This is a genomic window from Kitasatospora sp. NPDC002543 (assembly GCF_053594915.1).
The window spans coordinates 1-24,974 of the sequence record NZ_JBSFWR010000022.1 but is presented as its reverse complement, the minus strand read 5'-3'; the positions used below and the strand labels follow the sequence as shown (position 1 = coordinate 24,974).

36 protein-coding genes are annotated in these 24,974 nt (G+C 72.1%); 34 read left to right on the top strand and 2 right to left on the bottom strand.

Annotation, left to right across the window (positions count from 1 at the left end):
- Positions 1-14 precede the first annotated feature (14 nt).
- The 33 genes from ACWD4P_RS12740 to ACWD4P_RS12580 all read left to right on the top strand — a co-directional run bounded on the left by ACWD4P_RS12740 (position 15) and on the right by ACWD4P_RS12580 (position 23,273).
- Positions 15-248 (top strand): hypothetical protein, encoded by a 234-nt coding sequence (locus tag ACWD4P_RS12740; protein ID WP_449779578.1) that lies wholly within the window; start codon positions 15-17, stop codon positions 246-248.
- Positions 245-529 (top strand): hypothetical protein, encoded by a 285-nt coding sequence (locus ACWD4P_RS12735; RefSeq protein ID WP_449779577.1) that lies wholly within the window; start codon positions 245-247, stop codon positions 527-529. Before ACWD4P_RS12740 ends, ACWD4P_RS12735 begins: the two co-directional genes overlap by 4 nt.
- A 64-nt stretch (positions 530-593) precedes the next feature.
- Positions 594-986: a hypothetical protein gene (locus tag ACWD4P_RS12730; RefSeq protein ID WP_449779576.1), complete on the top strand. Its 393-nt coding sequence runs from the start codon at positions 594-596 to the stop codon at positions 984-986.
- Positions 983-1,414 carry a hypothetical protein gene (locus tag ACWD4P_RS12725; protein WP_449779575.1) on the top strand — a complete coding sequence of 144 codons (432 nt, stop codon included), beginning with the start codon at positions 983-985 and terminating at the stop codon, positions 1,412-1,414. The genes ACWD4P_RS12730 and ACWD4P_RS12725 overlap by 4 nt, the downstream gene beginning before the upstream one ends.
- The gene (locus ACWD4P_RS12720) at positions 1,411-1,677 is read left to right on the top strand and encodes a hypothetical protein (RefSeq protein WP_449779574.1); all 267 of its coding nucleotides are present in this window, start codon (positions 1,411-1,413) and stop codon (positions 1,675-1,677) included. The genes ACWD4P_RS12725 and ACWD4P_RS12720 overlap by 4 nt, the downstream gene beginning before the upstream one ends.
- Positions 1,674-1,838, top strand: a complete 165-nt coding sequence (locus ACWD4P_RS12715) for a hypothetical protein (protein WP_449779573.1) — start codon at positions 1,674-1,676, stop codon at positions 1,836-1,838. Before ACWD4P_RS12720 ends, ACWD4P_RS12715 begins: the two co-directional genes overlap by 4 nt.
- Positions 1,835-1,990, top strand: coding sequence for a hypothetical protein (locus ACWD4P_RS12710; RefSeq protein ID WP_449779572.1), 156 nt, complete (start codon positions 1,835-1,837; stop codon positions 1,988-1,990). Before ACWD4P_RS12715 ends, ACWD4P_RS12710 begins: the two co-directional genes overlap by 4 nt.
- Positions 1,991-2,018: 28 nt before the next feature.
- Positions 2,019-2,531, top strand: coding sequence for a WhiB family transcriptional regulator (locus tag ACWD4P_RS12705; protein WP_449779571.1), 513 nt, complete (start codon positions 2,019-2,021; stop codon positions 2,529-2,531).
- A gap of 123 nt (positions 2,532-2,654) precedes the next feature.
- Positions 2,655-3,410: a DUF2637 domain-containing protein gene (locus ACWD4P_RS12700; protein ID WP_449779570.1), complete on the top strand. Its 756-nt coding sequence runs from the start codon at positions 2,655-2,657 to the stop codon at positions 3,408-3,410.
- A gap of 15 nt (positions 3,411-3,425) precedes the next feature.
- Positions 3,426-3,791 (top strand): hypothetical protein, encoded by a 366-nt coding sequence (locus ACWD4P_RS12695; protein ID WP_449779569.1) that lies wholly within the window; start codon positions 3,426-3,428, stop codon positions 3,789-3,791.
- A gap of 55 nt (positions 3,792-3,846) precedes the next feature.
- Positions 3,847-4,260, top strand: coding sequence for a helix-turn-helix domain-containing protein (locus ACWD4P_RS12690; RefSeq protein ID WP_449779568.1), 414 nt, complete (start codon positions 3,847-3,849; stop codon positions 4,258-4,260).
- Positions 4,257-5,609, top strand: a complete 1,353-nt coding sequence (locus tag ACWD4P_RS12685; protein ID WP_449779567.1) for a phage terminase large subunit family protein — start codon at positions 4,257-4,259, stop codon at positions 5,607-5,609. Before ACWD4P_RS12690 ends, ACWD4P_RS12685 begins: the two co-directional genes overlap by 4 nt.
- A 16-nt stretch (positions 5,610-5,625) precedes the next feature.
- A complete protein-coding gene (locus tag ACWD4P_RS12680) occupies positions 5,626-7,902 on the top strand; it encodes a phage portal protein (RefSeq protein WP_449779566.1) in 2,277 nt (758 codons plus the stop codon).
- Between the two features lies 1 nt (position 7,903).
- The gene (locus ACWD4P_RS12675; protein ID WP_449779565.1) at positions 7,904-8,245 is read left to right on the top strand and encodes a hypothetical protein; all 342 of its coding nucleotides are present in this window, start codon (positions 7,904-7,906) and stop codon (positions 8,243-8,245) included.
- Positions 8,245-8,871 (top strand): HK97 family phage prohead protease, encoded by a 627-nt coding sequence (locus ACWD4P_RS12670; protein WP_449779564.1) that lies wholly within the window; start codon positions 8,245-8,247, stop codon positions 8,869-8,871. The genes ACWD4P_RS12675 and ACWD4P_RS12670 overlap by 1 nt, the downstream gene beginning before the upstream one ends.
- A 201-nt stretch (positions 8,872-9,072) precedes the next feature.
- On the top strand, positions 9,073-10,386 hold the full coding sequence (locus ACWD4P_RS12665; protein WP_449779563.1) for a phage major capsid protein: 1,314 nt from the start codon (positions 9,073-9,075) through the stop codon (positions 10,384-10,386).
- Positions 10,386-10,601: a hypothetical protein gene (locus tag ACWD4P_RS12660; RefSeq protein ID WP_449779562.1), complete on the top strand. Its 216-nt coding sequence runs from the start codon at positions 10,386-10,388 to the stop codon at positions 10,599-10,601. Before ACWD4P_RS12665 ends, ACWD4P_RS12660 begins: the two co-directional genes overlap by 1 nt.
- Positions 10,601-10,903 carry a hypothetical protein gene (locus ACWD4P_RS12655; RefSeq protein ID WP_449779561.1) on the top strand — a complete coding sequence of 101 codons (303 nt, stop codon included), beginning with the start codon at positions 10,601-10,603 and terminating at the stop codon, positions 10,901-10,903. The genes ACWD4P_RS12660 and ACWD4P_RS12655 overlap by 1 nt, the downstream gene beginning before the upstream one ends.
- Positions 10,904-10,909: 6 nt before the next feature.
- On the top strand, positions 10,910-11,593 hold the full coding sequence (locus ACWD4P_RS12650; protein ID WP_449779560.1) for a hypothetical protein: 684 nt from the start codon (positions 10,910-10,912) through the stop codon (positions 11,591-11,593).
- A complete protein-coding gene (locus tag ACWD4P_RS12645; protein WP_449779559.1) occupies positions 11,593-12,021 on the top strand; it encodes an HK97 gp10 family phage protein in 429 nt (142 codons plus the stop codon). Before ACWD4P_RS12650 ends, ACWD4P_RS12645 begins: the two co-directional genes overlap by 1 nt.
- Entirely contained in the window at positions 12,021-12,464 is a 444-nt protein-coding gene (locus tag ACWD4P_RS12640; protein ID WP_449779558.1) for a hypothetical protein, read from the top strand. Before ACWD4P_RS12645 ends, ACWD4P_RS12640 begins: the two co-directional genes overlap by 1 nt.
- On the top strand, positions 12,464-12,973 hold the full coding sequence (locus ACWD4P_RS12635; protein WP_449779557.1) for a hypothetical protein: 510 nt from the start codon (positions 12,464-12,466) through the stop codon (positions 12,971-12,973). The genes ACWD4P_RS12640 and ACWD4P_RS12635 overlap by 1 nt, the downstream gene beginning before the upstream one ends.
- Before the next feature lies 1 nt (position 12,974).
- Entirely contained in the window at positions 12,975-13,547 is a 573-nt protein-coding gene (locus tag ACWD4P_RS12630) for a phage tail protein (protein WP_449779556.1), read from the top strand.
- Positions 13,548-13,588: 41 nt separating this feature from the next.
- Positions 13,589-14,044, top strand: a complete 456-nt coding sequence (locus tag ACWD4P_RS12625; protein ID WP_449779555.1) for a hypothetical protein — start codon at positions 13,589-13,591, stop codon at positions 14,042-14,044.
- A gap of 50 nt (positions 14,045-14,094) precedes the next feature.
- Entirely contained in the window at positions 14,095-14,244 is a 150-nt protein-coding gene (locus ACWD4P_RS12620; RefSeq protein WP_449779554.1) for a hypothetical protein, read from the top strand.
- A 5-nt stretch (positions 14,245-14,249) separates the two neighbouring features.
- A complete protein-coding gene (locus tag ACWD4P_RS12615) occupies positions 14,250-17,735 on the top strand; it encodes a hypothetical protein (protein WP_449779553.1) in 3,486 nt (1,161 codons plus the stop codon).
- A complete protein-coding gene (locus ACWD4P_RS12610) occupies positions 17,735-18,583 on the top strand; it encodes a phage distal tail protein (protein ID WP_449779552.1) in 849 nt (282 codons plus the stop codon). The genes ACWD4P_RS12615 and ACWD4P_RS12610 overlap by 1 nt, the downstream gene beginning before the upstream one ends.
- Positions 18,584-18,595: 12 nt before the next feature.
- Positions 18,596-19,705: a hypothetical protein gene (locus ACWD4P_RS12605; RefSeq protein ID WP_449779551.1), complete on the top strand. Its 1,110-nt coding sequence runs from the start codon at positions 18,596-18,598 to the stop codon at positions 19,703-19,705.
- Positions 19,705-20,865: a hypothetical protein gene (locus ACWD4P_RS12600; RefSeq protein WP_449779550.1), complete on the top strand. Its 1,161-nt coding sequence runs from the start codon at positions 19,705-19,707 to the stop codon at positions 20,863-20,865. Before ACWD4P_RS12605 ends, ACWD4P_RS12600 begins: the two co-directional genes overlap by 1 nt.
- 1 nt (position 20,866) lies before the next feature.
- Positions 20,867-21,667: a hypothetical protein gene (locus ACWD4P_RS12595; RefSeq protein WP_449779549.1), complete on the top strand. Its 801-nt coding sequence runs from the start codon at positions 20,867-20,869 to the stop codon at positions 21,665-21,667.
- 99 nt (positions 21,668-21,766) lie between these two features.
- Positions 21,767-22,714: a hypothetical protein gene (locus ACWD4P_RS12590; RefSeq protein ID WP_449779548.1), complete on the top strand. Its 948-nt coding sequence runs from the start codon at positions 21,767-21,769 to the stop codon at positions 22,712-22,714.
- Positions 22,714-22,965 (top strand): hypothetical protein, encoded by a 252-nt coding sequence (locus ACWD4P_RS12585; protein ID WP_449779547.1) that lies wholly within the window; start codon positions 22,714-22,716, stop codon positions 22,963-22,965. The genes ACWD4P_RS12590 and ACWD4P_RS12585 overlap by 1 nt, the downstream gene beginning before the upstream one ends.
- Positions 22,962-23,273: a hypothetical protein gene (locus ACWD4P_RS12580; RefSeq protein WP_449779546.1), complete on the top strand. Its 312-nt coding sequence runs from the start codon at positions 22,962-22,964 to the stop codon at positions 23,271-23,273. The genes ACWD4P_RS12585 and ACWD4P_RS12580 overlap by 4 nt, the downstream gene beginning before the upstream one ends.
- A 264-nt stretch (positions 23,274-23,537) precedes the next feature.
- On the opposite strand, the gene ACWD4P_RS12575 is transcribed toward ACWD4P_RS12580, so the two are convergent.
- Positions 23,538-23,837: a hypothetical protein gene (locus tag ACWD4P_RS12575; RefSeq protein ID WP_449779545.1), complete on the bottom strand. Its 300-nt coding sequence runs from the start codon at positions 23,835-23,837 to the stop codon at positions 23,538-23,540.
- A 261-nt stretch (positions 23,838-24,098) separates the two neighbouring features.
- Between ACWD4P_RS12575 and ACWD4P_RS12570 the strand changes: the two genes are divergently transcribed.
- The gene (locus ACWD4P_RS12570; RefSeq protein WP_449779544.1) at positions 24,099-24,392 is read left to right on the top strand and encodes a hypothetical protein; all 294 of its coding nucleotides are present in this window, start codon (positions 24,099-24,101) and stop codon (positions 24,390-24,392) included.
- A gap of 229 nt (positions 24,393-24,621) precedes the next feature.
- Here the strand turns inward: ACWD4P_RS12570 and ACWD4P_RS12565 are convergent, their stop codons facing one another.
- Positions 24,622-24,795, bottom strand: coding sequence for a hypothetical protein (locus ACWD4P_RS12565; protein WP_449779543.1), 174 nt, complete (start codon positions 24,793-24,795; stop codon positions 24,622-24,624).
- Between the last annotated feature and the right edge of the window lie 179 nt (positions 24,796-24,974).

The following is a 24,974-nucleotide window of genomic DNA, read 5'->3' as shown; positions in this document are numbered from 1 at the left end:
CCACGGAGCACACCATGCCCACCATCCGCGAGCAGCTGCTGACCGCGCTGTGCGACCCCACCGAGCACGACGCCGATGTCCTCGGCCTGCCCGAGGACCAGGCCGCCGAGTTGCTCGACTCGTACCGCGCCGAGGTGCTCGCCGAGGCCGCCGAGATCGCCAGCACCGTGATCGGCCCCCGCTGGCACCTCGACACCGTCGCCGAGGTGCAGGTCCGCCTCAACAGCGCTGCCGGCGGTGCCCGGTGACCAACACCCCGCCGCCCGCCAGCCTCCGCGAGCGACTGGTCGCCGCCCTCGATGCCGACTCCGTCCGCCCCTGGGGCGAGCGGCAGGGCCTCGTCAACGCGATGCTCACCGTCGTGCAGCCCGAGCTGAACACCCTCGCCGCTGTCGACCGACTCCACCAGCCCCGCCAGCACGGCGGCTGGACGATCTGTCCAGAGTGCAGCCACCTGGGCCGCACCGCCCGCGCGTGGCCCTGCGCCACCGCCACGATCCTCGCCGCCGTCCGCGCCACGACCAGCTGACACCCCGGTGACGCCCGTCAGCCGCCCGCACCCCGCGGGCGGCCCCAGCCCCCGAGGAGCGCCCGTGACCGACCAGACCCCCGCCGACCTGCTCGCCGCCGCAGCACACCTTCTGCGCAACCGCGCCACCACCGCCGCCAACCACGGCGGACCCACCTGGACCTACCGCCAGACCCTCGACTCCGACCAGCACGGTGGCTACGGCACCGTTCGCACCGCCGACGGCCACCGTGTCGCAGGCGGCGGCGCCGTCACCGGCCACCGCCAGGCCCCCGGCATCATCCGCCCGTACGGCGAGTGGATCGCCACCATGGACCCCGCCACCGGCCTGCTGATCGCCACGTGGCTGGAGGACGAGGCCGAGTTCCAGCGGCACGCCGCTGCCGGCTCCGAGGACTCCGAGCACGCCCTCGCCGTCGCCCGCGTGGTGCTCAGCCAGGACGGCGGCCAGCAGTGACCAGGGCCCTCACCGCCTTCGAGGCAGACGTCCTCCGCTACCGCACCCAGGGCTACCGCGACTACGAGATCGCCCGCGCCCTAAGCCGCACCGAACGGGACGTCCGCAACGCCGTTCTCCGCGCCGTCCGCGCGCTCGGCGCCCACAGCCTCGACCACGCCATCCAGATCCACAACCAGCCCACCCCGAAGGAGACCACCGTGACCAAGCCCCGTCTCTTCCACCTCCAGCGCGACACCGACATCACCGGCATCAGCGGCACCGGCATCGTCGCCCACGGCGTCCAGTGGCCCGACGGCACCGTCACCATCCGCTGGACCGGCGACATGCCCTCCACCGTCAACTGGACCCACATCGACCACGCCACCGCCGTCCACGGCCACGGCGGCCACACCCGCATCATCTGGACCGACGGAGGCGACCAGTGACCACCTACGACCGCGACGCCGCCCGCGAACGCATCCGCGAACGCCGACCCCGAACCACCGCCCTCGCCATCTCCAGGCAGGTCCGCAAAGCCGCCGCTGTCGCCCGGCCGCCCGAACTCGCAGACCTCCTCAACGAGATCGCCACCGACATGGACACCTACGTCGGCACCGAGATCCAGGTCACCGGTGGCCCCGGCGACGTACCAGTCCACGCGGCCGCCCAACGCCTCGCCCGCCACATCCTTGCCGAGCCGCCCACGTGACCGTGTTCCCGTGGCTGGTCCTGGCCGGCGCCCTCCTCGGCGCCGGCCTCGGGTCAGCCCTCCTCGGCCACCTCGACACCCGGCAGCAGACCGAGGAGACCGAGCAGGCCGCCACCGACGACCAGTTCGCCCGCATCATCACCACCCTGGAGCCCCAGTGACCACCGAGCACACGCCCCGCCCCGGCCGCACCTGGGAGACCACCACCACCCGCACCGAGACCGTCGTCCCCGACGACGCGCCCAACCCCCAGCCGAACCGGGCCGCACGCCGCGCCCTCAAACGCCAGCAGCGCAAGACCCGCAACCGCTGACACCCGTCACCCTGAGGAGGCCGACCCCATGCTGCCCACGTTCATCCCCCGCACCGAGGCTGGTCTCCTCCCCTGCGTCGGCCAACCCGAGCTGTTCGACACCCCCGACACCCTCGACCAGGCCGCCGCCCTGTGCGCCGCCTGCCCCGTCCGGCAGGCCTGCAACACCTGGGCCACCGAGCACGCCGAGTGGGGCACCTGGGCCGGCCGCACCGACAACGACCGCGGCACCCCCCGCACCGAACTCCCCGACCTCCCCCGTATCCCCGTCGACCCGGCCCCACGCTGCGGCACCGAACAGGCCCGCCGCCGCCACATCGGTCGGCAGGAGCAGTGCCGGGTCTGCGACCGGGCGTACGACGCCCGCGTCCGCGACGACCGGGCCTCCGCCCTTGACGCCGAACACGCCCGCCCGGACGGCCCCACCCGCCGCGGCTACCGGCTGCACCTCCTGCTCGGTGTCCCGGCCTGTCCGCCATGCCTCGCGGCGCACTCGGCCCAGGTGCAGCCGTACAAGCGTGGCGCGGCCCTCGCCGCGTGAACACCCGCACCACGTGGGCGTGTTGACGCCCGTCACCGGTAGACTGACCAGCAACAACAAGGCGGGCCAGGCACGGGGATCGCAGCCCCGGCCCGGCCCTTGACCGCAGGAGCATGCACTCCCATGGCCATCACCCAGCCTACCCGCGCCGTCGACCGGCACCGGGCCGTCCTCGGCCTCACCATCGGCGCCGCCCTCGTCACCATCACGCTGACCGGCGTGGCGTTCTGGTTGAGCTACGAGGCCCTGCACGATCTGGCGCTCGACCACCACCTCACCGGCGCCCGCGCGTGGGCGTGGCCGGCCACCCTGGACGCGTTCGTCGTGTCCGGTGAGCTGCTCGTCCTCCGGGCCTCGCTGATGCGCCGCCTTGACTGGCTCGCCATGATCCTCGTCGCCACCGGTTCGGCCGGCTCCATCGTCCTCAACGTCGTGAGCGTCGGTGCCGACGTCGACACCACCACCCAGGTCGTCGCCGCGATCCCCCCGACCGCCGCCCTGCTCGCGTTCACCGCGTTGATGCGGCAGCTGTACCGGGCCCTGATCGGCCAGCCGACCGCACCGCAGCCACCCCTTGACCGGCGGCCGGCGCCCACCGAGTCGGGGCTGACGGCCGTCACCGCCCCGGTCCTGCCGCCCCGCCCGACCACGCCGCCCGCCCTGCCGCCGGCGTACTCGGACCCGCGGTGCGCGGTACTCCGCCCCCTGTACGACGGCGGCCGTCGGCCCGGCACCGCCACGATGCGCACCGCACTGGAGCAGGCCGGACACGGCACTCTGTCCGACGGGCTGATCCGCGGCACCCTGCGCGCCGAGGTTGAACGTCTGGAGCCGGTCCTCGCCACCTACCCGCCCGAGCAGCAGCTCCGCGCCGCCTGATCCGAGAGCAGCATCGTGAACGACATCCCTGACCAGCTCACCTCCCAAACCGCAAGATCGGCTGACCGCCGTGCCCGGGCTGAAGCGCGACGTACCGGTGCCATGGTCGTAGGCGCGATCGTGTTGTTCGTAGCCGGAGTTGCCGTCGGGCGGGTGAGCACCACCGGCAGCAGCACACCTGCCCCCGCGCCAACCGCCGCATCGTGTGCTGACGTCACCAAGTCGTTCTCCGACTTCCTGAACAGCGCCACAACAGCGCCGAAGAGCAGCGACGAGGGGCGCCGGAACGCACGCATGGCCATGCAGGTCATCGTCCAGAACCCCACGTGCTTCTCCACCGCGGAGCGAGCCGCAGCCCAGGAACTTCTGGACACGCGGTAGCCGAGCTGCCCGTTCCCGAGACCTCCCTACCCTCCCTGGGCAGGGAGGTCCTTTCATGCCGCACCAGCGAGCCGACATCACGCAGGCCCGATTCGCCGCGTCCGACGCCGTCGAACTGCGGCGCACCGGCATGTCCTACCGCGCCATCGCCGCACAGCTCGGCGTCGACCCGAAGACGGCGTGGCGGTACGTGCAGAACGCGTTGGCCGAGCGCGCCCGCGAGACCGCCCCCGACCGGGACGCCCTGATCGGCGAGCAGATCACCGTCCTGGAGACCGTCATGGAGGGCCTACTCCCCAAGGCCGCCGCCGGTGACGCGCGCGCCGCCGAGGTCGTCATCCGCGCCATGGACCGGCACGCCCGCCTGTGGGGCCTCGACGCCCCCGTGCGCATCAAGACCGAGCCCACCGATGAGCGCATCGCCCGCATCCGGGCGCTGGCCGAGCAGATCGCCGAGGCCGGCCAGTGACGCTGCCCACCGAGCTGCTGGCCGAGCTGGAGACCTACACCCCCGAAGAGCTGGAGGTGCTGGAGCGGGAACTCGCGGCCCAGCTCTGGCAGAAGCGGTGGAACGCCTGGACGCCGTACCCGTGGCAGGTCCCGCCCGGGGAGATCGAGACGCACGGCATGTGGCTGCAGCTCGGAGGCCGCGGCACGGGCAAGACCGACGGCTGTGCCAGGTACATGGTCGCGCACGTCAACGGCCCGCCGTGCGACCCCCGGCTGCCGGGCGGGCACCGCATGAGCATCATCGCTCCGACGCAGGGTGACGCCGTCGAGTCGGCCGTCAACGGGCCCAGCGGGCTCAAGGCCCACGACGCCCGGGTGATGCTGCGGACCACCGTCGGCGGCACCTACGCGAAGTGGCCCAGTGGGGCCGAGGCCAAGCTCTTCGGGGCGCACGGCCCGGACGACGTCGAACGCCTCCGCTCCGGCGGCAACAGGTGCCTCGTCTGGCTGGAGGAGGCCGCCGCGATGCGACACCTCGGCGCCGCGCTCGCGCACTCCGCCATGGGACTGCGCATCGGCGCGAACCCCCACTACATCGCGTCCACCACCCCGAAGCCCCGGCCTGAGCTGGTTGACCTCCTCGCCCGGGACGATGTCATCACCACCCGCGGCCGCACCCGCGATGCCCACCACCTGCCCGAGATGATGCGCACCAAGCTCCTGGCTCAGTACGCCGGCACCCGTCTGGAGAGGCAGGAACTGAACGGCGAGATCCTCACCGACGTCGAGGGCGCCCTGTGGTCGGTCGGCCTGCTCGACTCCACCCGCGTTGGTGCGGCCCCGCCGTTCGCCCGGGTCGTCGTCGCGGTCGACCCGGCCGCCACCTCCACCGAGGAAGCCGACGAGATGGGCATCATCGTGGCCGGACTCGGCGCCGCCCGCGTGCCCGACATCAACGGCACGATGCGCCAGCACGGCTACGTGATCGACGACCTGTCCGGCCGGATGCGGCCGATCGATGCCGCACGCAAGGCCGTTGAGGCGTACCACGCGCATCGGGCGGACGCGATCGTCGCCGAGGTCAACAACGGCGGCGAGTGGATCGGCACCGTTCTACGGCAGGTCGACCCGACCATCAACTACCGCGTGGTGCGTGCCTCCCGGGGCAAGCTCACCCGCGCTGAGCCGGTGGCCGCGTTGTTCGAGCAGCACGCCGCCCACCTCGTCGTCCGTTCCTCCCCGCTCGACGACCAGCTCACCACCTGGGTACCCGGCCTCGCCGACAGCCCCGACCGCCTCGACGCCCTCGTCTGGGCCCTGACACACCTGATGCTCACCGCCGCCGGCAACTACGCCGCCGCGGCCTGACGAGAGGATGACGCTGGTGGGACGCCTCGCTGACGCCCGTCACGCCCTATTCGGACGGCGCTCCACCGCGCCCGCAGCCCTGGACACCCTGCGGGACCGCCGGCCGCTGGTGCTGTCGTCCGGCAGCACGCTGACCCTCGACCTCGACGCGGAGTCCCGCGGCTACTCCAACAGCGCGGTGGCGTACCGGTGCGTCGCGGCGATCGCCGACAACGGCGCCTCGGTGGACATGGTGGTGCGCAACGCCGAGGGCGACGAGATCGTGGGGCACCCGGTCGCGCACCTCTTCAACAAGCGGCCCAACGAGCAGGTCAGCGCGAGGGTCTTCAAGTCGGTCGTGCTGCAGCAGGGCGAACTGGCCGGACAGGCCTTCGTCTACCTCGACCGCGGCGAGACCCGGCAGGGCGACGTCCAGGCCGCGTACAACATCTACGACCCCGTGCAGGTCGTCGTCGACCGGCCGGCCGCCGACCGGCCCACCGCCCGCGACATCCTCGGCTACGTCGTCAACCGGTCCGACGGACAACGCATCCCCCTCCTCCCCGAGGAGGTGCTGTGGATCCGCTACCCGCACCCCTTCGAGCCGCTCGGCTGCCTCGCCCCGTGGAAGGCCGCACGGCACGCCGTCGACATGGACGCGTACGCCCGCGAGTGGCAGCGCTCCAGCTACCGCAACGGCGCGAGCCCGACCGGTGTGGTGTACCTCGGCGAGATGGCCGAGGAGCAGTACGCGCAGGCCCGCGCCGCGTGGAAGTCCAGCGTGGCCGGACCGGCCAACGCCGGCCGCGCGTTGCTGGTCGCCTCCCCGCCCGGCTCGGCCGGGGCGGCTCCGTCGTACTCCAGGGTCGGGCTGACGGCGGAGGAGATGGACTACCTCGAATCGCGCATGGCCAACGCGAGCGAGGTCATGCTCGCGTTCGGTGTGCCGCGGGACTACTTGATGGGAGGGGCGACCTACGAGAACCGGGCGGCCAGCAAGGCGACGTTGTGGTCCGACACGATCAAGCCCAAGTTGGACGTGATCGCCTCCGAGGTCGACCTGCGGCTCCTGCCATCCGACGCCGAGGACGCAGGGTGGGCGTACGACGCGGTCGACGCGCTGCAGGAGACCCAGGACTCCCGCGCCACCCGGGTCCGGGACAACACCGCCGCCGACCTCCTGACGATCGACGAGGCCCGCGCGGAGATCGGCCGACCCGCGCTGCCCGGCGGCATCGGCGACCAGACCATCACCCCCTACCGCGCCCAGTTCGCCCCCGTACCCGCCCCGGCCGCCGGCGCCCGCGCCGACCTCGGCCTGCTGCAGCTGCTGGCCGCACCGGATGACCTGGTCGAGCAGCTCGCCGCCCGGGTCGCCGCCGCGCTCGCCGCCCCGCACCGGCCGCTCCCGATCGCCCCCGGGCCGCCGCAGGTGACGCGCGTCAGCACCCCGTCAGCGCAGGACGTGCACGCCGCCTACGACGCGATCGAGGCCGAGGGCCGAGCCGCCATCCGCCGCCTCGCCAAGGAGCAGGCCGCCGCCGTCCTCCGCGACTTCGACCGGCTGATGGGCAAGCCCCAGCGCTCTGCCGAGTGGCTCGCCGGTCTGCGCGGGCAGGCCGCCGCGCTGGCCGTCGAGGGCCGGGTCCGCATCACCACCCCCGACCCCGAGCAGGCGCCGGCCGCCGAGATGACCGGGCTGGACGTCGCGTCGGGCCCGGACGGCTGGGAGGAGCGCATCCGCGCGCGGGACTTGTTCGACCCCCGGTACTGGAAGCGGCGGACGGCCGAGGCGCTCGCCCCGTTCATCCGCCGTGCGTGGAAGCGCGGCGCCGAGGGCGTCCAGGACGGCTTCGACCTGGAACAGCCCACCGTCGCGCAGGCCCTGCAGGACCGGGTCGACGAACTGGCCGGGCAGGTCACCGCAACCACCCGGCAGGTGCTGGAGTCCCAGCTCCTGCAGCACGGCGTCGCGGAAGGCGAGTCGATCCCCCAGCTACGGGCCCGCCTGCAGAAGGTGTTCACGGACCTGTCGGACTACCGGGCCACGATGATCGCCCGCACCGAGACGGTGGGCGCCTACAACGCCGCGGCGGTGATGGCCGCGCTAGACGCCGGCGCGGTGCGCAAGAAGTGGCTCGCCACCAACGACACCAGGACCCGCCAGTCGCATCGGGTCGCGAACGGCGACACCGTGCCGTTGAACAAGCGGTTCACGGCCACGCAGTCCCGGTGGCCCGGCGACCCGGCCGCCCCCGCGAACCAGTCGATCAACTGCAGGTGCACCCTGCTGTTCGAGTACGAGGAGAACTGACATGGCCACCCTGCTGCGGGGCGAGGCCCCCGCCATCCTCCAGGCCGCCGAACTGGCCCAGTACCAGGGCGCGTACCGGCCGCCGGGCATCCCGCTCACCGAGGTCCGCCGCGGCCCCTACGACGGAACCCGCATCGCCGTCCGCCGCGACCCGAACGGCGAACCGCCGCGCGTGCTGGCCATGGCCAACGACCGCATCGTCTACGAGCTGGACCGGCCCCGGCCGGACGGCACGCTCGTCTACCGGTACTCGCCGAGGCTGTCGCCCGCGCACCGCGGGCTGATGGACGGCGTCGCCGAGGTGTACGCCGAGCACAACCTGAAGAAGAGGGAGCAGGGCTGATGGCCGAGTTGGAGCTGCGGCAGCTGGACGCGGTGGAGTGGCGCGTCGCCGAGGGTGAGGACGGCACGTTCGAGGGGATCGCCTGCCGGTACGGGGTCGAGGACTCGTACGGCACGACGTTCCAGCCCGGCGTCTTCCGGAAGGGCCTGCGCGGCGACTTCGCGTTCCTCTTCATGCACGACCCGGCCCGGCCGGTCGGCACGTTCCGGGCGGAGGAGCGCGGCGACCATCTCGCCATCTCCGGCCGCTACGACGACACCCAGGCCGGCCGGGACGCCCGCGCGATGGCCCGCTCCGGCAGCGCGCCGGAGCTGTCCGTCGGTTTCGTCCGCACCGACCTGCCGAGCTGGGAGGCGCTGGCCGCGCTGCCCGAGGACGAGTACAAGGAGAAGCTGAGGAACATCCGCAGCGCGCGGCTGGTCGAGGTCAGCCAGATCACCGCGCGGATGGCCGCCGTCCCGGGCTCCAAGCTGAAGACGGTGCGGGCCGCCCTCGGCGCGCTCTTCGACGACGGACCGGCCGACGACCTCGACGCCCGGGTCGCCGCCGAGCGCGCGCGCCTCGCCGACCAGGCCGCCCGCCGTCGGGCCGCCGCCCGCCTCCGCCTCACCACCGCAGGCCGCTGACGCCCGTTACCCGGGGCCCGCCGCTGGTAGCCGAGCTGCCCCCGGCGGGCCCCGCCGTACTGTGCTCCCCATCCGGGCCGCCCGTACCGGACGTACAAGCCACGGGTTCTGCCGGGGCGTTCCACCGGCCGTGAAAGACGGACGCGACCCAGATACCACTGGGACGCGCGTCCGCGTCCCACGGACCGAGAGGACCCGGCGATGAGCAACACCCGCCGCGCGATCGGCACCCGCAAGGGCCGGCCGCACCGGGGCGAGGACCCCACCAAGCGCTACCCGATCTACCCGATCGCCGGTGGCGCGCCGACGCTCACCGAGCAGCGCGACGAGGTGCTCCGCCTCCTCGCCGACGACACCTACACCGGCGACATGGACGAACTCCTCGCCCGCGCCGACCAGATCACCGGCCAGATCGAGCAGGCCCAGCAGCGCGACGCCCGACTGCGCGCGCTCCAGGCCGCCGCCCTGCCGGACGCCCCGCAGGGCACCGGCACCCGGGTGCAGCCCGGCCAGCAGCCCGATGACGGCAACCACCCGGCCGTCAGCGCGGCCGAGGCGTTCGTCCGGTCGAAGGCGCTGGAGCACTACCGCGCGTCCGGCATGGTCGGCAAGATCGCCGTCGAGCACCGGGACGCCCCGGCCGGCACCGTCACCACCGCCACCCCGCTCAAGCAGAACAACAGGCAGCCGGGGATCATCCCGCAGAGCCCGGACTACCCGCTGCTGATCGCCAACCTGCTGGACCGGCAGACGAGCGATGGCACCACCCTGGAGTACATGCGGGACGTGTCCGGGCCGGTCACCGGGGCGGGCACGTGGAACAAGGCAGCCGTGGTGCCAGAGGGCACCAACAAGCCCATGAGCGGCCCGTTCCAGTTCGACCTGATCACCACTTCGCTGAAGACCTGCGCGCACTGGGTGCCGATCACCCGGCAGGCCGCGGACGACAACGGACAGCTGGTCGGCTACATCAACGGACGTCTCGGCTACGGCCTGGACTTCAAGATGGACCGGCAGCTGCTGACTGGCAACGGCACCACGGAGATGCAGGGCATCCTCACCACGTCCGGCATCAACACCTACCAGCCGGGCAGCGGGAACACCGACGCCAAGCTCATCACCATCCGCAAGGCGCGCACGGTCCAGGAGCTGGCGCTGTACCCGCCGGACGCCGTCGTGCTCAACCCCAGCGACTGGCAGGACATCGAGCTGGACACCACGGCGACCGGCGAGTTCCGGGTCATCGCCAACGTGCAGGACGCCGGCGGCCCGCCGCGGATCTGGGGGCTGACGGTCGTCAGCACCGTGGCCATGGCCGCGGGCACCGCGCTGATGGGCGGGTTCCGCATGGGCGCGACGCTGTGGGAGCGGCAGGGCGTCACCATCCTGATGTCGGACTCGCATGCCGACTTCTTCATTGCCAACACCCTGGTGATCCTGGCGGAACGCCGCGCGAACCTCGCGGTGCACACCCCGGCCGCGTTCACCAAGGTCACGTTCCAGGCGCTGCCGTAATGGCCGGCGTCCCCCTGCAGGCGAACCTCACCAAGGGCGGCACCCGCCGCCCGGAGCAGGCCACCGTCGATGTGCAGGTCATCTCCGGCGGCGCCGCGTTGCTGTCCGGCGCCACCCTCCCGGTGGTCAACAACATCGCGGCGGCCCCGACCCAGGCCGACTTCAACAACCTGCTGGCCGCGCTGCGGACCCGCGGCGTGATCGGAGGCAGCTGATGGCCGTCAAGCCCACCCCCGTCGAGCCCGAGGTCGAGCCGGACCCGGTCGAGCTCGACGCCGACCCGGCCACCGAGCAGGCCCCGGCCGGCCCAGAGCGGATCAGCCTCGTCGGCTTCGAGGTCGGCCGCCCGGCCCCCACCGACGCCTACCAGGCCCTCCACCCCGACGGCGGGCTCACCGGTCCCGCCTACACCACCCACCCCGGCGGCGGCGCCGTACAGCACTGCGTCGCCGGATCGACCGTCACCGACGGCGTCATGCGCGCGCTGACGGCCGCTGACGCCCCACAGGAGGACTGACCCCTCGTGTACTGCACCGTCGCCCAGGCCCGCGCCGCCGGCTGCACTGGCACCGATGTCGAGGTCGCCGCGTGGATCGCGGTCGCGCAGCAGCGAGTTGACGCCTACTGCCAGCAGGCGTTCGAGCCGACCGACCTCACCGTGTCGGGTGAGGTCGGCGGCGAAGCGCGCATCCTGCTGCCCCGCCGCGTGCGGGCCGTGGCGACGGTCACCCTGTCCGCCGGGCCCGGGACGACCGACTACGTCGTCCCGCCGTCCGCGTACCGGGTCACCAGCTCGGCGACGCTGGGGCAGGTCGACGCGGTGCAGCTGGCGCTGTACGGCTTCGACGACCTGATCGCCGGTGCTGAGTCGTACTCCGGCGGCTGGCCGAACCTGTGGCGCCGCTGGGGCACGCTGGCGTCGGTCGCCGGGTCGTACGGCTACGAGACTCCTCCGCCCGGGGTTGCCCTGGCGACGGCCCAGGTCGCGGTGTGGGTGCAGGCCGTCACGACGGGACAGGGCACCCCGGGCGGAGGCATCGCCCCCGGCGGACTGCGCGTGGACGACGAGGGCAACAACGTCGTCATCGAGCCCGCCAGTGGCACGGAGGACGGTGCGGCGCCGCCGCGGTCCGGTACCGGCGTGACGACGGCGGACGTCCTCCTCGCGCCCTACCTGAACACCTACCAGCTGATCGGGGGTGCGTGATGGCCGGCATCCAGTACACCGTCCGCAGCACCGACTTCCAGGGCGCCCTGCGCGGCGCGCTGGACCGGCTGTCCGGCGCCGCCCGGGAAGCGACCGAGCGCGCCGCCAACGACATGGTCAACCACGCCAAGAGCCTCTGCGCGGTGGACACGGGGCGCCTGCGGTCGAGCATCGTCGCCGTGCCGTCCGGCGGCCGGCTTCGGTTCAGCGTGACGATCGGCACCAACGTGACGTACGCGACGGACGTCGAGTACGGGACCGCACCGCACGTCATCGTCCCCAAGGACAAGAAGGCGCTCTTCTGGCCCGGGGCCCGACACCCCGTCGCCCGGGTCAACCACCCCGGGACCAGGGCCCAGCCGTTCATGCGGCCGGCCATTGCCATGGCGGAGACGTTCCTTCGCCAGCACGCGAGGGGGATCCGCTGATGGCCGCCACCACATCCGGATCGTTCCGCGCCTACCTCACCCCGTTGATCAGCCCCGTGCCGGTGTTCCGTGATGGCCCGGCCGAGGGCCAGCCGCTGCCGTACGTCGTTGTGCAGGAGGGCACCAACTACGCCCTCCACCCGACCGCGAACGGCGACTACGGCGACCCCAACCGGGTCGTCACCATCCAGGAGCTGGTGCAGGTCGACGTCGTTCAGCAGGCCCGCACGCAGGCCGGCGGGACCGCGCCGAGTACCGAGGACTACCAGCTTGCCGAGCGGGTGATGTGGCTGTGCTCGCAGCCCGTCGTCCCGGCCCCCGGCAGTAGCGACATGGTCGCCGTGCAGTTCCAGACCGCGCACCGCGAGCCGATCGCCGACAACGCCGTCCGCCACGTCATCACCGTCCTGGTCACCCGAACCCTGCAGAAGGGCACCACCTGATGAGCACCCCCACCGACCCGGGCACCACCGACCCGGGAACCGGCGGCAACCCCACCGACCCGACGCCGACCGGGCCCATCGCCGAGCCCACCCCCGACGGCCAGACGTGGTATCCCCGCGAGTTGGTCGAGAAGCAGGGCTGGTGGCATCCCGCCGACCCTGCGCACATGGACCCGACGTGGCCCGCCTGGCGCCTCCCCGCCTGGTACGCCGGCCGCACCGGTGCCCTCGCCATCCCCGGCCCGCCCGGGCTGCCCGGCACCAGCCAGTTCGTGTGGGGCGGCTGGCTGCCCTGGCAGACCGGCGCCGACCGATACAACGCCGCTGACGAATGGCCGGCCGCCGTACGGCTCACGATCCGGGACATGCAGGCCGACCTCGGTCTCCTGCAGCCCAACCCCGCCCCGGTCGAGCCGCCGCCCGCGGCCCCGGTCCCGGGGCCCGCGACCCCGCCGATCACCCCGCCTACCCTCGGCCAACCCGCCGAGACCGACCCCGAAGGGAACTGACATGGCCGGTGGCCTCTCCCACGTGACGAAGCTGTTCAGCATCGTCGACTGCAAGCTGACCGTTCTCACAAGCGACCCGGCCGGCGGCACCGCCACCTACGCCGCGACCAGCATCGACATCCCGGGCATCCAGGAGCTGGCCATCTCCGGCAGCATCCAGTCCAAAACGTTGCGCGGCGACAACACCCTGCTGGACACCAGTAGCTACATCGACGGGGTCACCGCGTCCGCGAAGCACGCCCTGCTCAGCCTCGACGCGCTCGCGGCGATGCTCGGCGGAGTCGTGACCGACTCCGGTGCGACCCCGGCGCAGAAGGCCGTCTGGGAGCTGACGAGCACCAGCGCCCCGACCTACTTCAAGATCGAGGGCGTCACCCCGCCCGGCGGCTCCAGCCTGATCGGAGGGGACGTCCACGTCACCCTCTCCAAGTGCATGCTCTCGAAGTTCCCGGACCTCGGCTTCGCGCAGGACGACTACCGCATTCCCGCGTTCGAGGTCTCCGCCGTGCCGCTCGCCAGCACCGGCAAGTGGCTGAGCATCACCCTCAACGAGACCGCCGTCGCCATCCCGTAGCGCACGGCCCGCCCTCCCAACTCACCCCAGGGGAAACCCACATGAGCGACCTCACCCCCGCCCAGGCTCTCGGCCAGCCCGTCACCATCATCCTCCGGGACGGCACCACCGCCGGCCTCTACTACAGCTTCCGCTCGCTCGCGCTGCTGGAGCAGAGGTTCGGCGGCGTCACCGGTATCCAGTCCGCCATCGACACCACCAGCACCGGCGCCGCGTTCGGCCCGCTGCTGGAGCTGATCGGTGCCGGACTGGTCGGCCACGACGGAGGGTTCACGCCGCACCTGCGCCACCGGCAGGACGTGGCGGGCAACCGCACCGTCGAGGAGATCATCTACAAGCGGGGCGCCGACGGCCGAGACCTTGGCGATCTGCTGGAGTTCGCCCGCGTCCGCGAGTACGCCGCCGCGATGCAGACCGCGTTCGCCGCAGCATTCGGCTCTGGCAGCTCGGGAAACGCCGGCAGCCCGGAGACGACCGCATCTCCTGGGCTGACCTGATCTACATCGGTACCGTCCAACTCCGCCGCAGCGAGGCCGAGTTCTGGGACATGAGCCCGGCCCTGCTGCACGCCCTGCTCGACCGGCACCGCATCGCCACCGGCGCCGTCGAGCAGGACGACGAACCCGACGACAACCCCGGCATGTACGCCACCCGCGAGGGCCTGATGGCCCTCGCCCAGATGCCGATAGGAGGCTGACCCCGATGGCCGGAGAGCGGATCGACCTGCCGCGGCTGGTCACCGGCCTGGACATCGACCTGTCCGGCGTCGCGGGGGCCGAGGCCGCGGCCACCCGCGAGGGAACCGCGATCGGCCGCCGCCTCGGCGCCGCGATCGACGACGCCACCAAGGTCCGGCTGCAGGCCGCGTTCCGGGCAATTCCCGACATCGAGCTGCACGCCGACGCAACCGACGCCCAACGCGAGGTGCAGGACCTGCGCGCCCGGATGGTCGAGATCTGGCAGCGCCCGGTCAACGTCGAGGTCGACACCGCGCAGGCCCGGGCGGAGCTGGAGGCAATCCAGGTGGACTTCCGGCGGCTTGCGGCGGAGCAGCCCGACATCGGGTTCGATCTCGACACCAGCACCATCCTCGCCGAGTTGGAGAGCGTGGTCGGCGCCGTCCAACACATCGACAACATGCGCGCCCTGGTCGAGGTCGAGGTCCACGCGGGCGAGGCGATCGCCGAGCTGGAGGCCGTCCACGAGGTCGCTGAGCACGTTGGTGACTCCGACGGGCCCGACCGGGCAGGGCGCGGGTTGGAGCGACTGGGCGCGTCGGCGGCGGGTGCTCTGCGGCCGATGGCCTCGGTCGGGGCGTCGGCCGGGTCGATGGCGGCCACGCTCGGGGCCGTGGTGCCGGTGGTGGCCGGGCTGGCGGCGGCGCTCGCGAACATGGCGCCGGCCGCCGGCGTTGCGGCGACGGCGATGCTGTCGGTGGGTTCGGCGATCGGCGCGATCAAGATCGGCACGAAGGGTGTCAGCGAGGCTCTGTCCGCGGCGTGGGCGCCGGCGGAGGGCGGTGCCGCGGCGGCGGCCGGTGCGGCTCAGCAGGCCGCGAAGGCCCAGCGGGCGGTCAGCGACGCGATGACGCAGGCCGCGGACGCCAACGAGCAGGCCGCCCGCAGGGTGACGGACGCCCAGAGGTCGGTTGGTGATGCGACGAAGGCGGCAGCGGACGCTCAGGTGCAGGCGGCTCGGTCGGTGTCGCAGGCGGAGCGGGGCTTGGCGGACGCCCAGAAGGCGGCCCTGTCCGCCCAGCAGGCCCTCACTGACGCCCGCAAGGCGGCAAGCCAGGACCTGGAGGACCTGAACAACCGGCTCACCGATTCCGGGCTCGACCAGCGTGAGAACACCCTCCGAGTGCAGGAGGCACAGGAGTCCCTCAACAAGGTGCTCGCAGACCCGTCGGCGACGGAGCGGCAGAAGGAACAGGCCCTGCTCGCGCTCGACCAGGCAACCCAGCGCCTCCACGAGCAGGGCATCGCCTACAACCGGCTCAAGGCCCAGGTGGAACAGGCCAACGCCGCTGGCGTCGAGGGCAGTCAGCGGGTCGTGGCCGCACAGGAGAAGGTCGCGGACAGCGCCCGCACCGTCGGCGACCGCACCCAGGCCGTTGCGGACGCCCAGGTCGCTGCGGCCGACCGGGTTGCCATGGCCGAGCGCGAACTTGGGGACCGCCGGCAGGCGCTGGCGGACGCGCAGGCCGAGCAGGTGAAGACCGCGGAGAAGGGGTTGCGTTCGATTGCGGACGCGCAGGAGGCCCTGACCCAGCAGGCGGCCGGGGCGGCCGGCGCCGTGGACCCCCTGGCGGAGGCGATGGCCAAGCTGGCCCCGTCGGCGCAGGCGTTCGTCGAGACGCTGATCGAATTGAAGCCGCAGTTGGACGGTCTCAAGCTCGACGTGCAGCAGGCCCTGTTCCTGGGCCTCGGCGATGCCCTGCGGTCGACGGCAGAGCAGGTACTGCCGGTGCTGCAGGAACGGCTGACGGTTGCCGCATCGGCCCTGAACCTGATGGCCAAGAGTGCGTTGGACACGGCGTCCACGATGGCCAGCAGCGGCGTCCTCGGGCAGGCCCTCGCCTCCGCCACCGCTGGCCTGTACGACATGCGGGAGGTGCCGGCCACCGTGGTGCAGGCGCTGGCCCAGATCGGTGCCGCGGCAGGGCCGTCGTTCGAGCGGCTATCGGCGGCGGCCGGCGGCGCCCTGGACGGGCTGCAGCAGCGCCTGAACGCATCGTTCCAGTCGGGCGGCATGCAGGCCGCGATCGAGCAGGCCATCGCTCTGGTCGGCCAGTTGGGCAGGGTGCTGGGCAACGTCGGCAGCATCGTGGGCTCGGTGTTCGGCGCCGCACAGGCGGACGGCGCCGGGTTCATCTCCACCCTGGAGAAGCTGACCGGGGCGATGGCCGCCGCGTTCGCCAGCCCGGCAGTGCAGCAGGGCCTGCAGGCCCTGTTCCAGACAATGAGCCTGCTCGCCACCACCGCGGCCCCGCTGCTCGGCCAGGCGCTGCAGATGCTCGGCCCAGTGATCACGGCGCTGGCGCCGGGCATCCAGGCGCTGATCACTGCCCTCGGCCCGGCGCTGTCCACCGTGATGGCCGCTCTCGGCCCGGTGCTGCAGGCCGCGGGTCAGGCGCTGTCCCAGGTGGCGATCGCCGCCGCTCCGCTGCTCGGCGTGGTCGGGCAGTTGGTGGCCGCGGCCCTGCCGATCCTGACGCCGCTGCTGGCCGGGGTGTCCACGATCTGCCAGCAGTTGGCCCCGGTGATCGCCGTGCTGGCACAGGTGATCGGCGAGACCCTGTCCCCGGTGATCGGCGTCCTGCCGCAACTGCTGGAGCCGTTCATCCTGCTGGTGACCACGCTGACGGGCGCCCTACTGCCGGTGCTGACGCAGCTGCTGCAGGAGCTGCCGCTGCCCATGCTGGCCCAGTCGTTCGTGCAGATCGCCACCGCGCTGGCCCCGGTGCTGGTCCAACTGGCGACGTTGGCAGGGCAGTTCATCAACGCGATCATGCCGATCCTGCAGCCGATCATCTCGCTAGTCGTCCGTCTCGCGTCGGTGTTCGCCGGTGAACTGGGGCAGGCGATCACCGCGATCATCGTGCCCGCGCTGCGGCTCGTCACCAGCCTGCTGCAGGGCGACCTGTCCGGGGCCGTCCAGGCCGGCAAGCAGCTACTCGCCGGGCTGGCCTCAGCCGTCGTCTCGATCTTCTGGGACCTGCCGGGACAGCTCGGCGAGGCCTTCACCCGGCTCGCCAACAGCCTGCTCGACGTCGGCAAGCGCATCATCAAGAGCCTGGTCGACGGCATCAAGTCGGGCTTCAGCAGCGTCAAGGACACCCTCAGCGGGCTCACCGACTGGTTGCCCAGCTGGAAGGGCCCGCCCGAGCGCGACCGTCGGATCCTCACCCCGGCCGGTGGGCTCATCATGGACAGCCTCATGCAGGGCATCTCCGCCCGCGTACCCGCCCTGCGCGACCAGCTGCAGGGCATCACCGCTGAGATCTCCGGTGCGCTGAACGGCGACAGCCTGATGCTGGCCGGCAGCCCGGGCGCACTCACCGGGGCGTACGCCGGGATCGGCCGGCCGGTGATGCAGCAGAACACCATCAACATGTACGGCACGAGCGTGTCGGCCCAGGACGTCAGCCGTGAGCTGTCCTGGCAGGCCGGGCTGGGGGTGCGGTAATGGCCGCTGTCGGACGCGTGGTGTGGAACGGCCTGACCATGGGCCCGGGCACCCCCTACGCCATCTCGGACCTGCCCGACCTCGACGACATGCCCGACGTCCGTGCGTACGACGTCGACCGCACCGGCGCGCACGGCACGTGGACCGGCCCGGACTACGTCGGCGCCCGCGTGATCACTCTGGGCATCACCCTGCGCGGCCAGGACCCGGACGACCTCGGCCGGCTGACCATCGCGTTGAAGCGCGCGTTCCAGCCCGGTGTCGTGCCGCAGCAGCTGCAGTTCCCCGACCGCGGGCTGATGGTCTACGGCAAGGTCCGGCGGCGCCGGATCCCGTACGACGCCACCTCGTTGCAGCGGCTGGCCGTGGCGCAGGTGCAGTTCTACTGCGCCGACCCGCGGCTGTACTCCCTCGCGCAGTACACCGGCGGCCCGGTGGCGGCGTACGCGCCGGCGTCCGGCCGCTCGTACCCGCGCACCTACCCGTGGCTCTACGGCACGGGCGGCACGGGCGGCACGATCACCTGCACCAGCAACGGGGCCTCCGAGACGTTCCCGGTGCTGCGGATCGACGGGCCGTGCGTGCGGCCGTCGGTGCAGTTGTCGGAGACCGGCGCCGTGCTCCAGCTCAACGCCACGTTGGCGCCCGGAGAGTTCGTGCTGATCAACACGGCGACCCGGGCCGTCCTCGCGAACGGGTCGACGCCGCGCCGGGACTGGGTGATTGCCGGGTCGGACTGGCCGATCATGCAGCCCGGCCCCAACACGTTCGTCTACCGCAGCGATCCGTACGGCGGCGGCGGTACCCCCACCTACCTGACCGTGACGTGGCGCGACGCCACCCTGTAGAGAGGACACCCGATGGCGATCATCAGCCCGCCCGCGTACCAGCAGGGCGGCACCTACTCCGCCCGCACCGACCGCCTGTCGGTCATCACGGGCCTGCTCGGCTACCACGGCAGCAGCGCGGACGAGGCATCGCTGCGGACCCGCGGCGGTGTTCGCCCGTCGTACCAGGGCCGCGAGATGCAGGTGACCGCGCAGTCAACGCCGAACATGACCGTCTCCGTGTCGGCCGGCATCTCGTACGTACAGAACAAGGATCTGGCGAACTACGGCGCGTACGTGGCGGTCAACGACGGGGCGGTGACGCTGCCGATCGCCGCGTCGTCCGGCAGCCAGTACCGCAAGGACACGATCTGCGTGCAGGTGCTGGACGCCGAGACCCTCGGCACCGTCAACGCCGGCGCACTGGTGGTGGTGCAGGGCCCGTACGCCGCGTCCGCCGGGGCAACAACCCGCGGCGTTCTGCCGCCGAACTCGACCGTGCTCGCGGACATCGCGGTCGACGCCGGCGTCACCTCCATCACCAACGCGAAGATCACCGACGCCCGCGTGTTCCAGGTCGCGGCCGGCGGGATCCTGCCCGTCGTCTCCACCGCGGTGCCCGACCACCCGGCGCCCGGGCAGGTGATGTACCTGACCGACACCAGCGTCCTGCGCTACGGACGCCAGGACGGCACCACTCGACAGGTCATCACCGACGAGCAGATCACCGCCGGGGCCTGGACCACGTTCGTCCCGGCGTGGACGGCGTCCACCACGAACCCCACGCTCGGCAACGGCACCCTCACGAGCCGCTGGTGCCGGGTCGGCCGGATGATCACCTGGGTGGGCAGCCTCCAGCTCGGCTCCACCAGCAACGGCGGCACCGGCCTGTGGTCGATGTCGCTGCCCGTCCAGGCCGCGGGCAGCGGCATCCTCCAGACCGGCACATGCGACTACGTCAACGCGGGCGACAACGAGTACGTCGGGCTCACGCAGATCACCAGCGGAGCCACCACCTGCGGGTTCCTCGTCAAGACCGGCACCAACTCGCAGTCCTCCTCCGGGGTGTCGAACTCCTCCCCGGTCGGGGCCTCGCAGAACACCCGGGTCCACTGGTCGATCACCTACGAGGCCGCGGTCTGATGCACCAGTACACCTACCTGTTCTGCGACGTGATGACGGACCGCACGCTCGCCGAACTGCCCGTCATCGGCGCCGAGTACTCCACCGAGCTGAACGGGGTCGGCACGTTCAAGGGCACGGTGCCGCTCAACGACGAGACCGTCCAGCTCGGCCCGATGGACGCGACCGTCCCCGCGCGCACTGCCCTGTACATCGACCGGGACGGCGTGATCGTGTGGGCCGGCATCATCTGGACTCGCCGTCCGATGACCTCGGCGAACGGCATCATCTGGGGTATGGAGCTGCAGGGCTCGGAGTTCCCGTCGTACTGGCAGCGCCGGTACGTCAACCGGCTGCTGTCCACGGACTACAACCTGCTGGTCGCCAACAACACGGACACCCGGTACGTGCCGGACGGCCAGCGGATGTTCGACGATCAGGTGTGGATCGTCTGGTCGCTACTGCGGTACGCCGAGGCCGACCCGAGCAACGCCGGCACGATCCACGTGGACACGAACCCGCTGGTCAACCCGACGGGCGTCACCCGGGCCCGGACATACGATCCTGCGCAGGAGCGGAACGACATCCTCACCCTGATCCGTCAACTCGCCGCAGTCGACAACGGATTCGACTGGGGCGTCGAGTCGGGGTGGAACGCCAACGGATCGCGGTACCGGCGGTGGGCGGTCTGGTACCCACGCCGAGGACGGCGCGCCTCCGCGACCGGGTTCCAGTTCCAGTACGGGCCCGGCGGCAACATCGTCACCCCGGACTGGCCCGAGGACGGCACGCAGTACGCCAACCGCTGCTGGGCCCGCGGGTCCGGGGCCGGGCAGGACGTGGTGACCGGCGTCGCTGAGGCCCCCGATCAGTGGGGCGCCGGCTACCCGCTGATGGAAGCGGTGGAGACGTTCGACGGGGTGACGCAGCCCACCACCATCCAGGCGCACGCGCAGGCCTCGCTGACCGCCCGGTCGCAGGCGACGACGGCGCCGACGTTCGTGGTCGACGCGGACGCCGACCCGGTCCTCGGCTCGTACACCGTCGGCGACTCCGCGGTGTTCGCGATCGACCCGGGCCCGTACTACCCGCAGGGGCGGGTGCAGGAGCTGAGGATCCTCAGCATCAAGGTGACGGTGACCGGCGGCCCGGAGACGGTCGCCCTGACGTGCGGAGCGTGAGATGCCCGAGTACCTGCGGCAGCAGACCCTGGAGGACCGGGTCGCCGAGCTGGAGCGGCGGATCGCCGAGCTGACCCGCACCAACCAGATCGGCACGACCACGCTCACCAACGGCACCCTGCGGATCCGTCAGGGCGGCGCGATCATCGTCATGTCCGCCCAGGACCCCACCCGGGAGGTGATCCGGATCGGGGACATCGGCCTGCCCGACGTCAACGGCACCCCGCAGATGGGCATGCGGATGAAGCGGGACACCCCGGGCAACGAATTGCTGTTCGCGCAGCAGGACGGCAACTCGTGGTCCACAACCGGGTTCCCGACACAGGGCGTCGCCATGTACGACCGGGCCGGCAACGCGATCATCTACGCGGACACCATCTCCGGGAAGGGCGCCGCCTACCCGTGGCGGCCGGTCGGGTTCGGCACCGGCGGGTTCTTCACCGCGCCCCGGACGTCGAGCACCGTGTGGCAGGACCTGCTGATCGCGCAGGTCCCCACGGACAGCCCGCGCATGACCGTGACCGTCGGGCTGGTCGGAGATCAGGTCGGCGGCATCAACACCGGCGGCGACTACCGGCTCGTGGTCGCCGGGACAACGGTGGCGTCCGGGCAGGTCCCGGCGACGTGGACGTACGTCTACCCGCAGATGACGGTCGACATGACGCCGTGGTACGGCCCGGGTGGCTGGGTGCGGGTGGTGGTGCAGGTGCAGCGGACGTCTGGGGCGACGACGGGCGGCGTGGACGGGAACGGCGGCACGATCCGGGCGGAGCTGCAGGGCGCGTACCTGCTGGGTTCGTAGGGGTGGCTGGTAGCCGGGCTGCCCCTGGGGGTGATCTCCCTACGCTCGCAAGGGACATGGCCGGCCCCGACGGGCCGTAGCCCGAGCGAGGAGGGGCCGATGCCCGACTTGTGGATGCGGGGCGCCGAGGTACACGACCTCGGCGACCACGCTCCGACCGATCAGCAGTACCCGCCGAAGGCGATCGCGCACATCACGTGGGACCGCAACGCGACCGCCGCGGCACCGCAGGACTGGCGCAGCTTCGACAGCTTGGTGTCGTACTTCACCGGCAGCGGCAGCTCGGCGGCCCCGCACATCATCTGGGATCCGTTCAGCGGCCGGATCGCTCAGCTCTACCCGGCCACCTCCCGTGCCAAGTCCGTCGTGGACTCGCCGGGCGGCACCCGCACCAACCGGGCCGGCCGTGTGGTCATCCAGGTCGAGGCGGTGTTCTTCCCATACTGCCGCTACCAGGGCCGCGTCTACCCGCGGCTGGTCGACACCCCGTGCGCCGGGTGGGACCGGCTTCACGCCTGGATCTCATCGTGGGGCGTCCCGGACGCGTGGCCGATGGGCCGGCCGACCGACTTCACCAGCCGCCGGAACGAGCGCACGTGGGAGACCGCAGGCGGATGGTACGCGCACGCGCACGTGCCGGAGAACGACCACCAGGACCCCGGCTCGTGGCCGGGCTTTACCACCACCAGCCCGGCGCCGAGCGCCGAGGAGGACGACATGACCCCTGACGAGTTCCTTGCCACCCGGGTGCCGCTCGCGGCCCTGCCCGACGGCTACATCCCGAACGTGGCCGAGCTGCTGAACGGCGCCAAGCAGGCGGACGAAAAGGTCGCGCAGCTCCGCGCGGACCTGCCGGAGATCGTGCGGCAGGTGCTGGCCTCGCCGATGCCCGACTTCGCGGCCTTGCCCAACGGGTACCGGCCGAGCCCGATCGAAGCGATCAACGGGGCCAAGACCGCGGACGACCAGCTTGCGAAGCTCACCACCATGGTGGAGGCCCTGTCTGCCTCCGTCGCCAAGCTCACCGCCAAGGGAGGACCGTTCTGATGCGCGACTCGACCCGCCGCACCATCCGCACCACGGTGCAGACCGGGCTGTCGCTCGCCGCGGCCGCCCCCCTGATCATCGACGCGTCGGGGATCCCGCAGACGGCGTGGGGCGTCGGCACCGGTCTCGCGGTCGCGGCCGGCGTCACGAGGGTGATGGCCCTGCCGGTGGTGGATCGGCTGCTGCCGTCGTGGTTGCGGTCGGCGCCGGACCCGGATGCCGATGTGCTGCGGCAGGCGGTGCGGGAGTGACCGTCGCCGACCCGACCGGCGTTATCGCGGTGGATGCGCTCGCCGCATGGGCCGCCGCCCTCGGCGCCGTCCTCGCCGTCCTCGGCCTGCTCTGGCGAACGGTCCGCCGGCTGCACCGCGCGCTGGACTCCTGGTCCGAGGACTGGCAAGGCGCGCCGGCCCGGCCGGGCGTGCCGGCGCGGCCCGGGGTGATGGAGCGGCTGTCCGCCATCGAGCACGAGATGCGGCCCAACTCGGGCGGCTCCTTGAGGGACGCCGTCAACCGGATCGAACAGACGGTCCGGGACCTCCAGCAGCAGCCCCGCTGAACGCACCGCGCCCCCGCTCGGCTTCGACCGGCGGGGGCGCTTCGTCGTGCTAGCGAAGGTCGGTCCGACTGCCGCGGCCGGGGCGCGAGGCCTTGGCTGCACGGACGGCGTCGGCCGAGTAGAGGGCTCGGGGGCGCTTGCTGGTGGGATGCGGAACGTAGTCCACGGCGGGCACTCCCCAGCGGGACAGGGTGCGCCTGACGGAGGCAGCAGTGGAGGCCCCGAGGTATTCGGCTACCTCGTCGGCGGTCCAGAGTTCGGCGTTCACTCGGGCTCGTATTCGGCAGCGGTGGCACGGACGAACTCGGCGGCGTCGTCGGTGATGGTGGTCCAGTGGGTGACGTCGAGGTCGCGGGGGTTGTTCGCGGCGAGTTTGGGGCGGTCGGGGCGCTGGGTGACGATCACGTTGTCCTCGCCGTCCTCGGCGATGAGCTGGTCGAGGGTGGCGTGGATGAGGTTGTGGGCCTGGTCGCGGTCCAGCCCGGTGATGGTCTGGACGTCGGAGAGGAGGGGGTAGGTGGCGATGGTGCGGTTGCCGGTGTGGCTGTAGATGTCGGTGGTCATGGCGTCCTCCGTGGGTGGTGGCTGCGACAGCACTAACTATGCCTCACGTGAGGCATAGTTGCAAGTGGGTGTCGACGGCGACCTCATCCGCTACAGTCATGCCCATCGGCCCCGCACTTGCGGGGATCGCCCGTGGCCTTGTTTCACCCACAGGCTTGGGCCCGCGTTCGCGGGCAGCAGTGCCCCCGTCGGCTTCGGCCGGGCGGGGGCACTTCGTGCGTTCCGGCCCGGTCGGCCGCCGGGACCGACCATCATGGGGTGGTGACCCCAGAGCTCGCCGATTTCCTCGCCCGGCATCCGCCACTGCCCGGCATGTCCGCCCGCCAAATGCTCAGCGTGTGGGACGGCCTGGTCGGCCTGTACGACGCCCAGTCAGTCGCCGCTGAGAATCGCGAGACAGCGGCCAACCTGAGCTCGCTCGCGGCCACTATGCGGCAGCGAGCGGCGGCTGTCCGATGGGTGCAGCACCACCATGGGCCCGAGCTCGCGGACGCGTTCACCGCGTACCTGTCGAACGCCTCGAACCAGCGTGGGGCGGGGGCCACCGCGCCGTGACCCAGCATCCGGTGGAGGTGCGGCTGATCGGGCACCCTGCGGCGGTCCGTGCGGCGGCCGCCGCGATCGAGGCCGGCGGCGCCGCCGGGCCGGTGTCTTATCGGCAGAGCCGGTACGGCGACGGGCTGCGCGCGTACCTGACCGTAGTCATGGACGCGCCGGACGACGCACCGGGACCGGAGCCCCGGGCGGTCACGCCTAGGTCGCGGCGGCGGTTGCCGCGCTGACGTCAGGGCTGGGGGTACTGGCCGTCCTCGAAACCCTTGTACTTCGTCACCGTCTTGCGGCCGCGGCGGGCCATGAGGAAGACGGGGATCCACAGTCCGCAGGTGCAGAGCATCATGAAGATGTGGCCTGCGAGGGCGAACGGGCCCATGCGGCGGCGGGTGACGATCTTGGGCACGGGGCCTCCTCGGTCTGGTGGGCCACGAACCTACCGCCCGGTGGTGGCTGAGCCCGCATGGTGTGACGGACCTGTGACCAAACAGCGGCGGCGGCGGAGTACTTTTCACCCCCCCCGACCGCAGCCCCCCCCCAACCAAGGGTTTAGTGCCCAGTGGTCGCGGAGAACGGTGTCCAGGA

Bases quoted from the DNA above. Each gene is read 5' to 3' on its own strand.
- ACWD4P_RS12705 (WP_449779571.1), top strand. From the start codon at position 2,019: ATGCTGCCCACGTTCATCCCCCGCACCGAGGCTGGTCTCCTCCCCTGC.
- ACWD4P_RS12595 (WP_449779549.1), top strand. From the start codon at position 20,867: ATGCCCGAGTACCTGCGGCAGCAGACCCTGGAGGACCGGGTCGCCGAG.
- ACWD4P_RS12625 (WP_449779555.1), top strand. From the start codon at position 13,589: ATGAGCGACCTCACCCCCGCCCAGGCTCTCGGCCAGCCCGTCACCATC.
- ACWD4P_RS12660 (WP_449779562.1), top strand. From the start codon at position 10,386: ATGGCCGGCGTCCCCCTGCAGGCGAACCTCACCAAGGGCGGCACCCGC.
- ACWD4P_RS12665 (WP_449779563.1), top strand. From the start codon at position 9,073: ATGAGCAACACCCGCCGCGCGATCGGCACCCGCAAGGGCCGGCCGCAC.
- ACWD4P_RS12645 (WP_449779559.1), top strand. From the start codon at position 11,593: ATGGCCGGCATCCAGTACACCGTCCGCAGCACCGACTTCCAGGGCGCC.
- ACWD4P_RS12610 (WP_449779552.1), top strand. From the start codon at position 17,735: ATGGCCGCTGTCGGACGCGTGGTGTGGAACGGCCTGACCATGGGCCCG.
- ACWD4P_RS12605 (WP_449779551.1), top strand. From the start codon at position 18,596: ATGGCGATCATCAGCCCGCCCGCGTACCAGCAGGGCGGCACCTACTCC.
- ACWD4P_RS12615 (WP_449779553.1), top strand. From the start codon at position 14,250: ATGGCCGGAGAGCGGATCGACCTGCCGCGGCTGGTCACCGGCCTGGAC.
- ACWD4P_RS12600 (WP_449779550.1), top strand. From the start codon at position 19,705: ATGCACCAGTACACCTACCTGTTCTGCGACGTGATGACGGACCGCACG.
- ACWD4P_RS12655 (WP_449779561.1), top strand. From the start codon at position 10,601: ATGGCCGTCAAGCCCACCCCCGTCGAGCCCGAGGTCGAGCCGGACCCG.
- ACWD4P_RS12590 (WP_449779548.1), top strand. From the start codon at position 21,767: ATGCCCGACTTGTGGATGCGGGGCGCCGAGGTACACGACCTCGGCGAC.
- ACWD4P_RS12670 (WP_449779564.1), top strand. From the start codon at position 8,245: ATGGCCGAGTTGGAGCTGCGGCAGCTGGACGCGGTGGAGTGGCGCGTC.
- ACWD4P_RS12620 (WP_449779554.1), top strand. From the start codon at position 14,095: ATGAGCCCGGCCCTGCTGCACGCCCTGCTCGACCGGCACCGCATCGCC.
- ACWD4P_RS12690 (WP_449779568.1), top strand. From the start codon at position 3,847: ATGCCGCACCAGCGAGCCGACATCACGCAGGCCCGATTCGCCGCGTCC.
- ACWD4P_RS12675 (WP_449779565.1), top strand. From the start codon at position 7,904: ATGGCCACCCTGCTGCGGGGCGAGGCCCCCGCCATCCTCCAGGCCGCC.
- ACWD4P_RS12740 (WP_449779578.1), top strand. From the start codon at position 15: ATGCCCACCATCCGCGAGCAGCTGCTGACCGCGCTGTGCGACCCCACC.
- ACWD4P_RS12575 (WP_449779545.1), bottom strand. From the start codon at position 23,837: ATGACCACCGACATCTACAGCCACACCGGCAACCGCACCATCGCCACC.
- ACWD4P_RS12585 (WP_449779547.1), top strand. From the start codon at position 22,714: ATGCGCGACTCGACCCGCCGCACCATCCGCACCACGGTGCAGACCGGG.
- ACWD4P_RS12700 (WP_449779570.1), top strand. From the start codon at position 2,655: ATGGCCATCACCCAGCCTACCCGCGCCGTCGACCGGCACCGGGCCGTC.
- ACWD4P_RS12635 (WP_449779557.1), top strand. From the start codon at position 12,464: ATGAGCACCCCCACCGACCCGGGCACCACCGACCCGGGAACCGGCGGC.
- ACWD4P_RS12630 (WP_449779556.1), top strand. From the start codon at position 12,975: ATGGCCGGTGGCCTCTCCCACGTGACGAAGCTGTTCAGCATCGTCGAC.
- ACWD4P_RS12640 (WP_449779558.1), top strand. From the start codon at position 12,021: ATGGCCGCCACCACATCCGGATCGTTCCGCGCCTACCTCACCCCGTTG.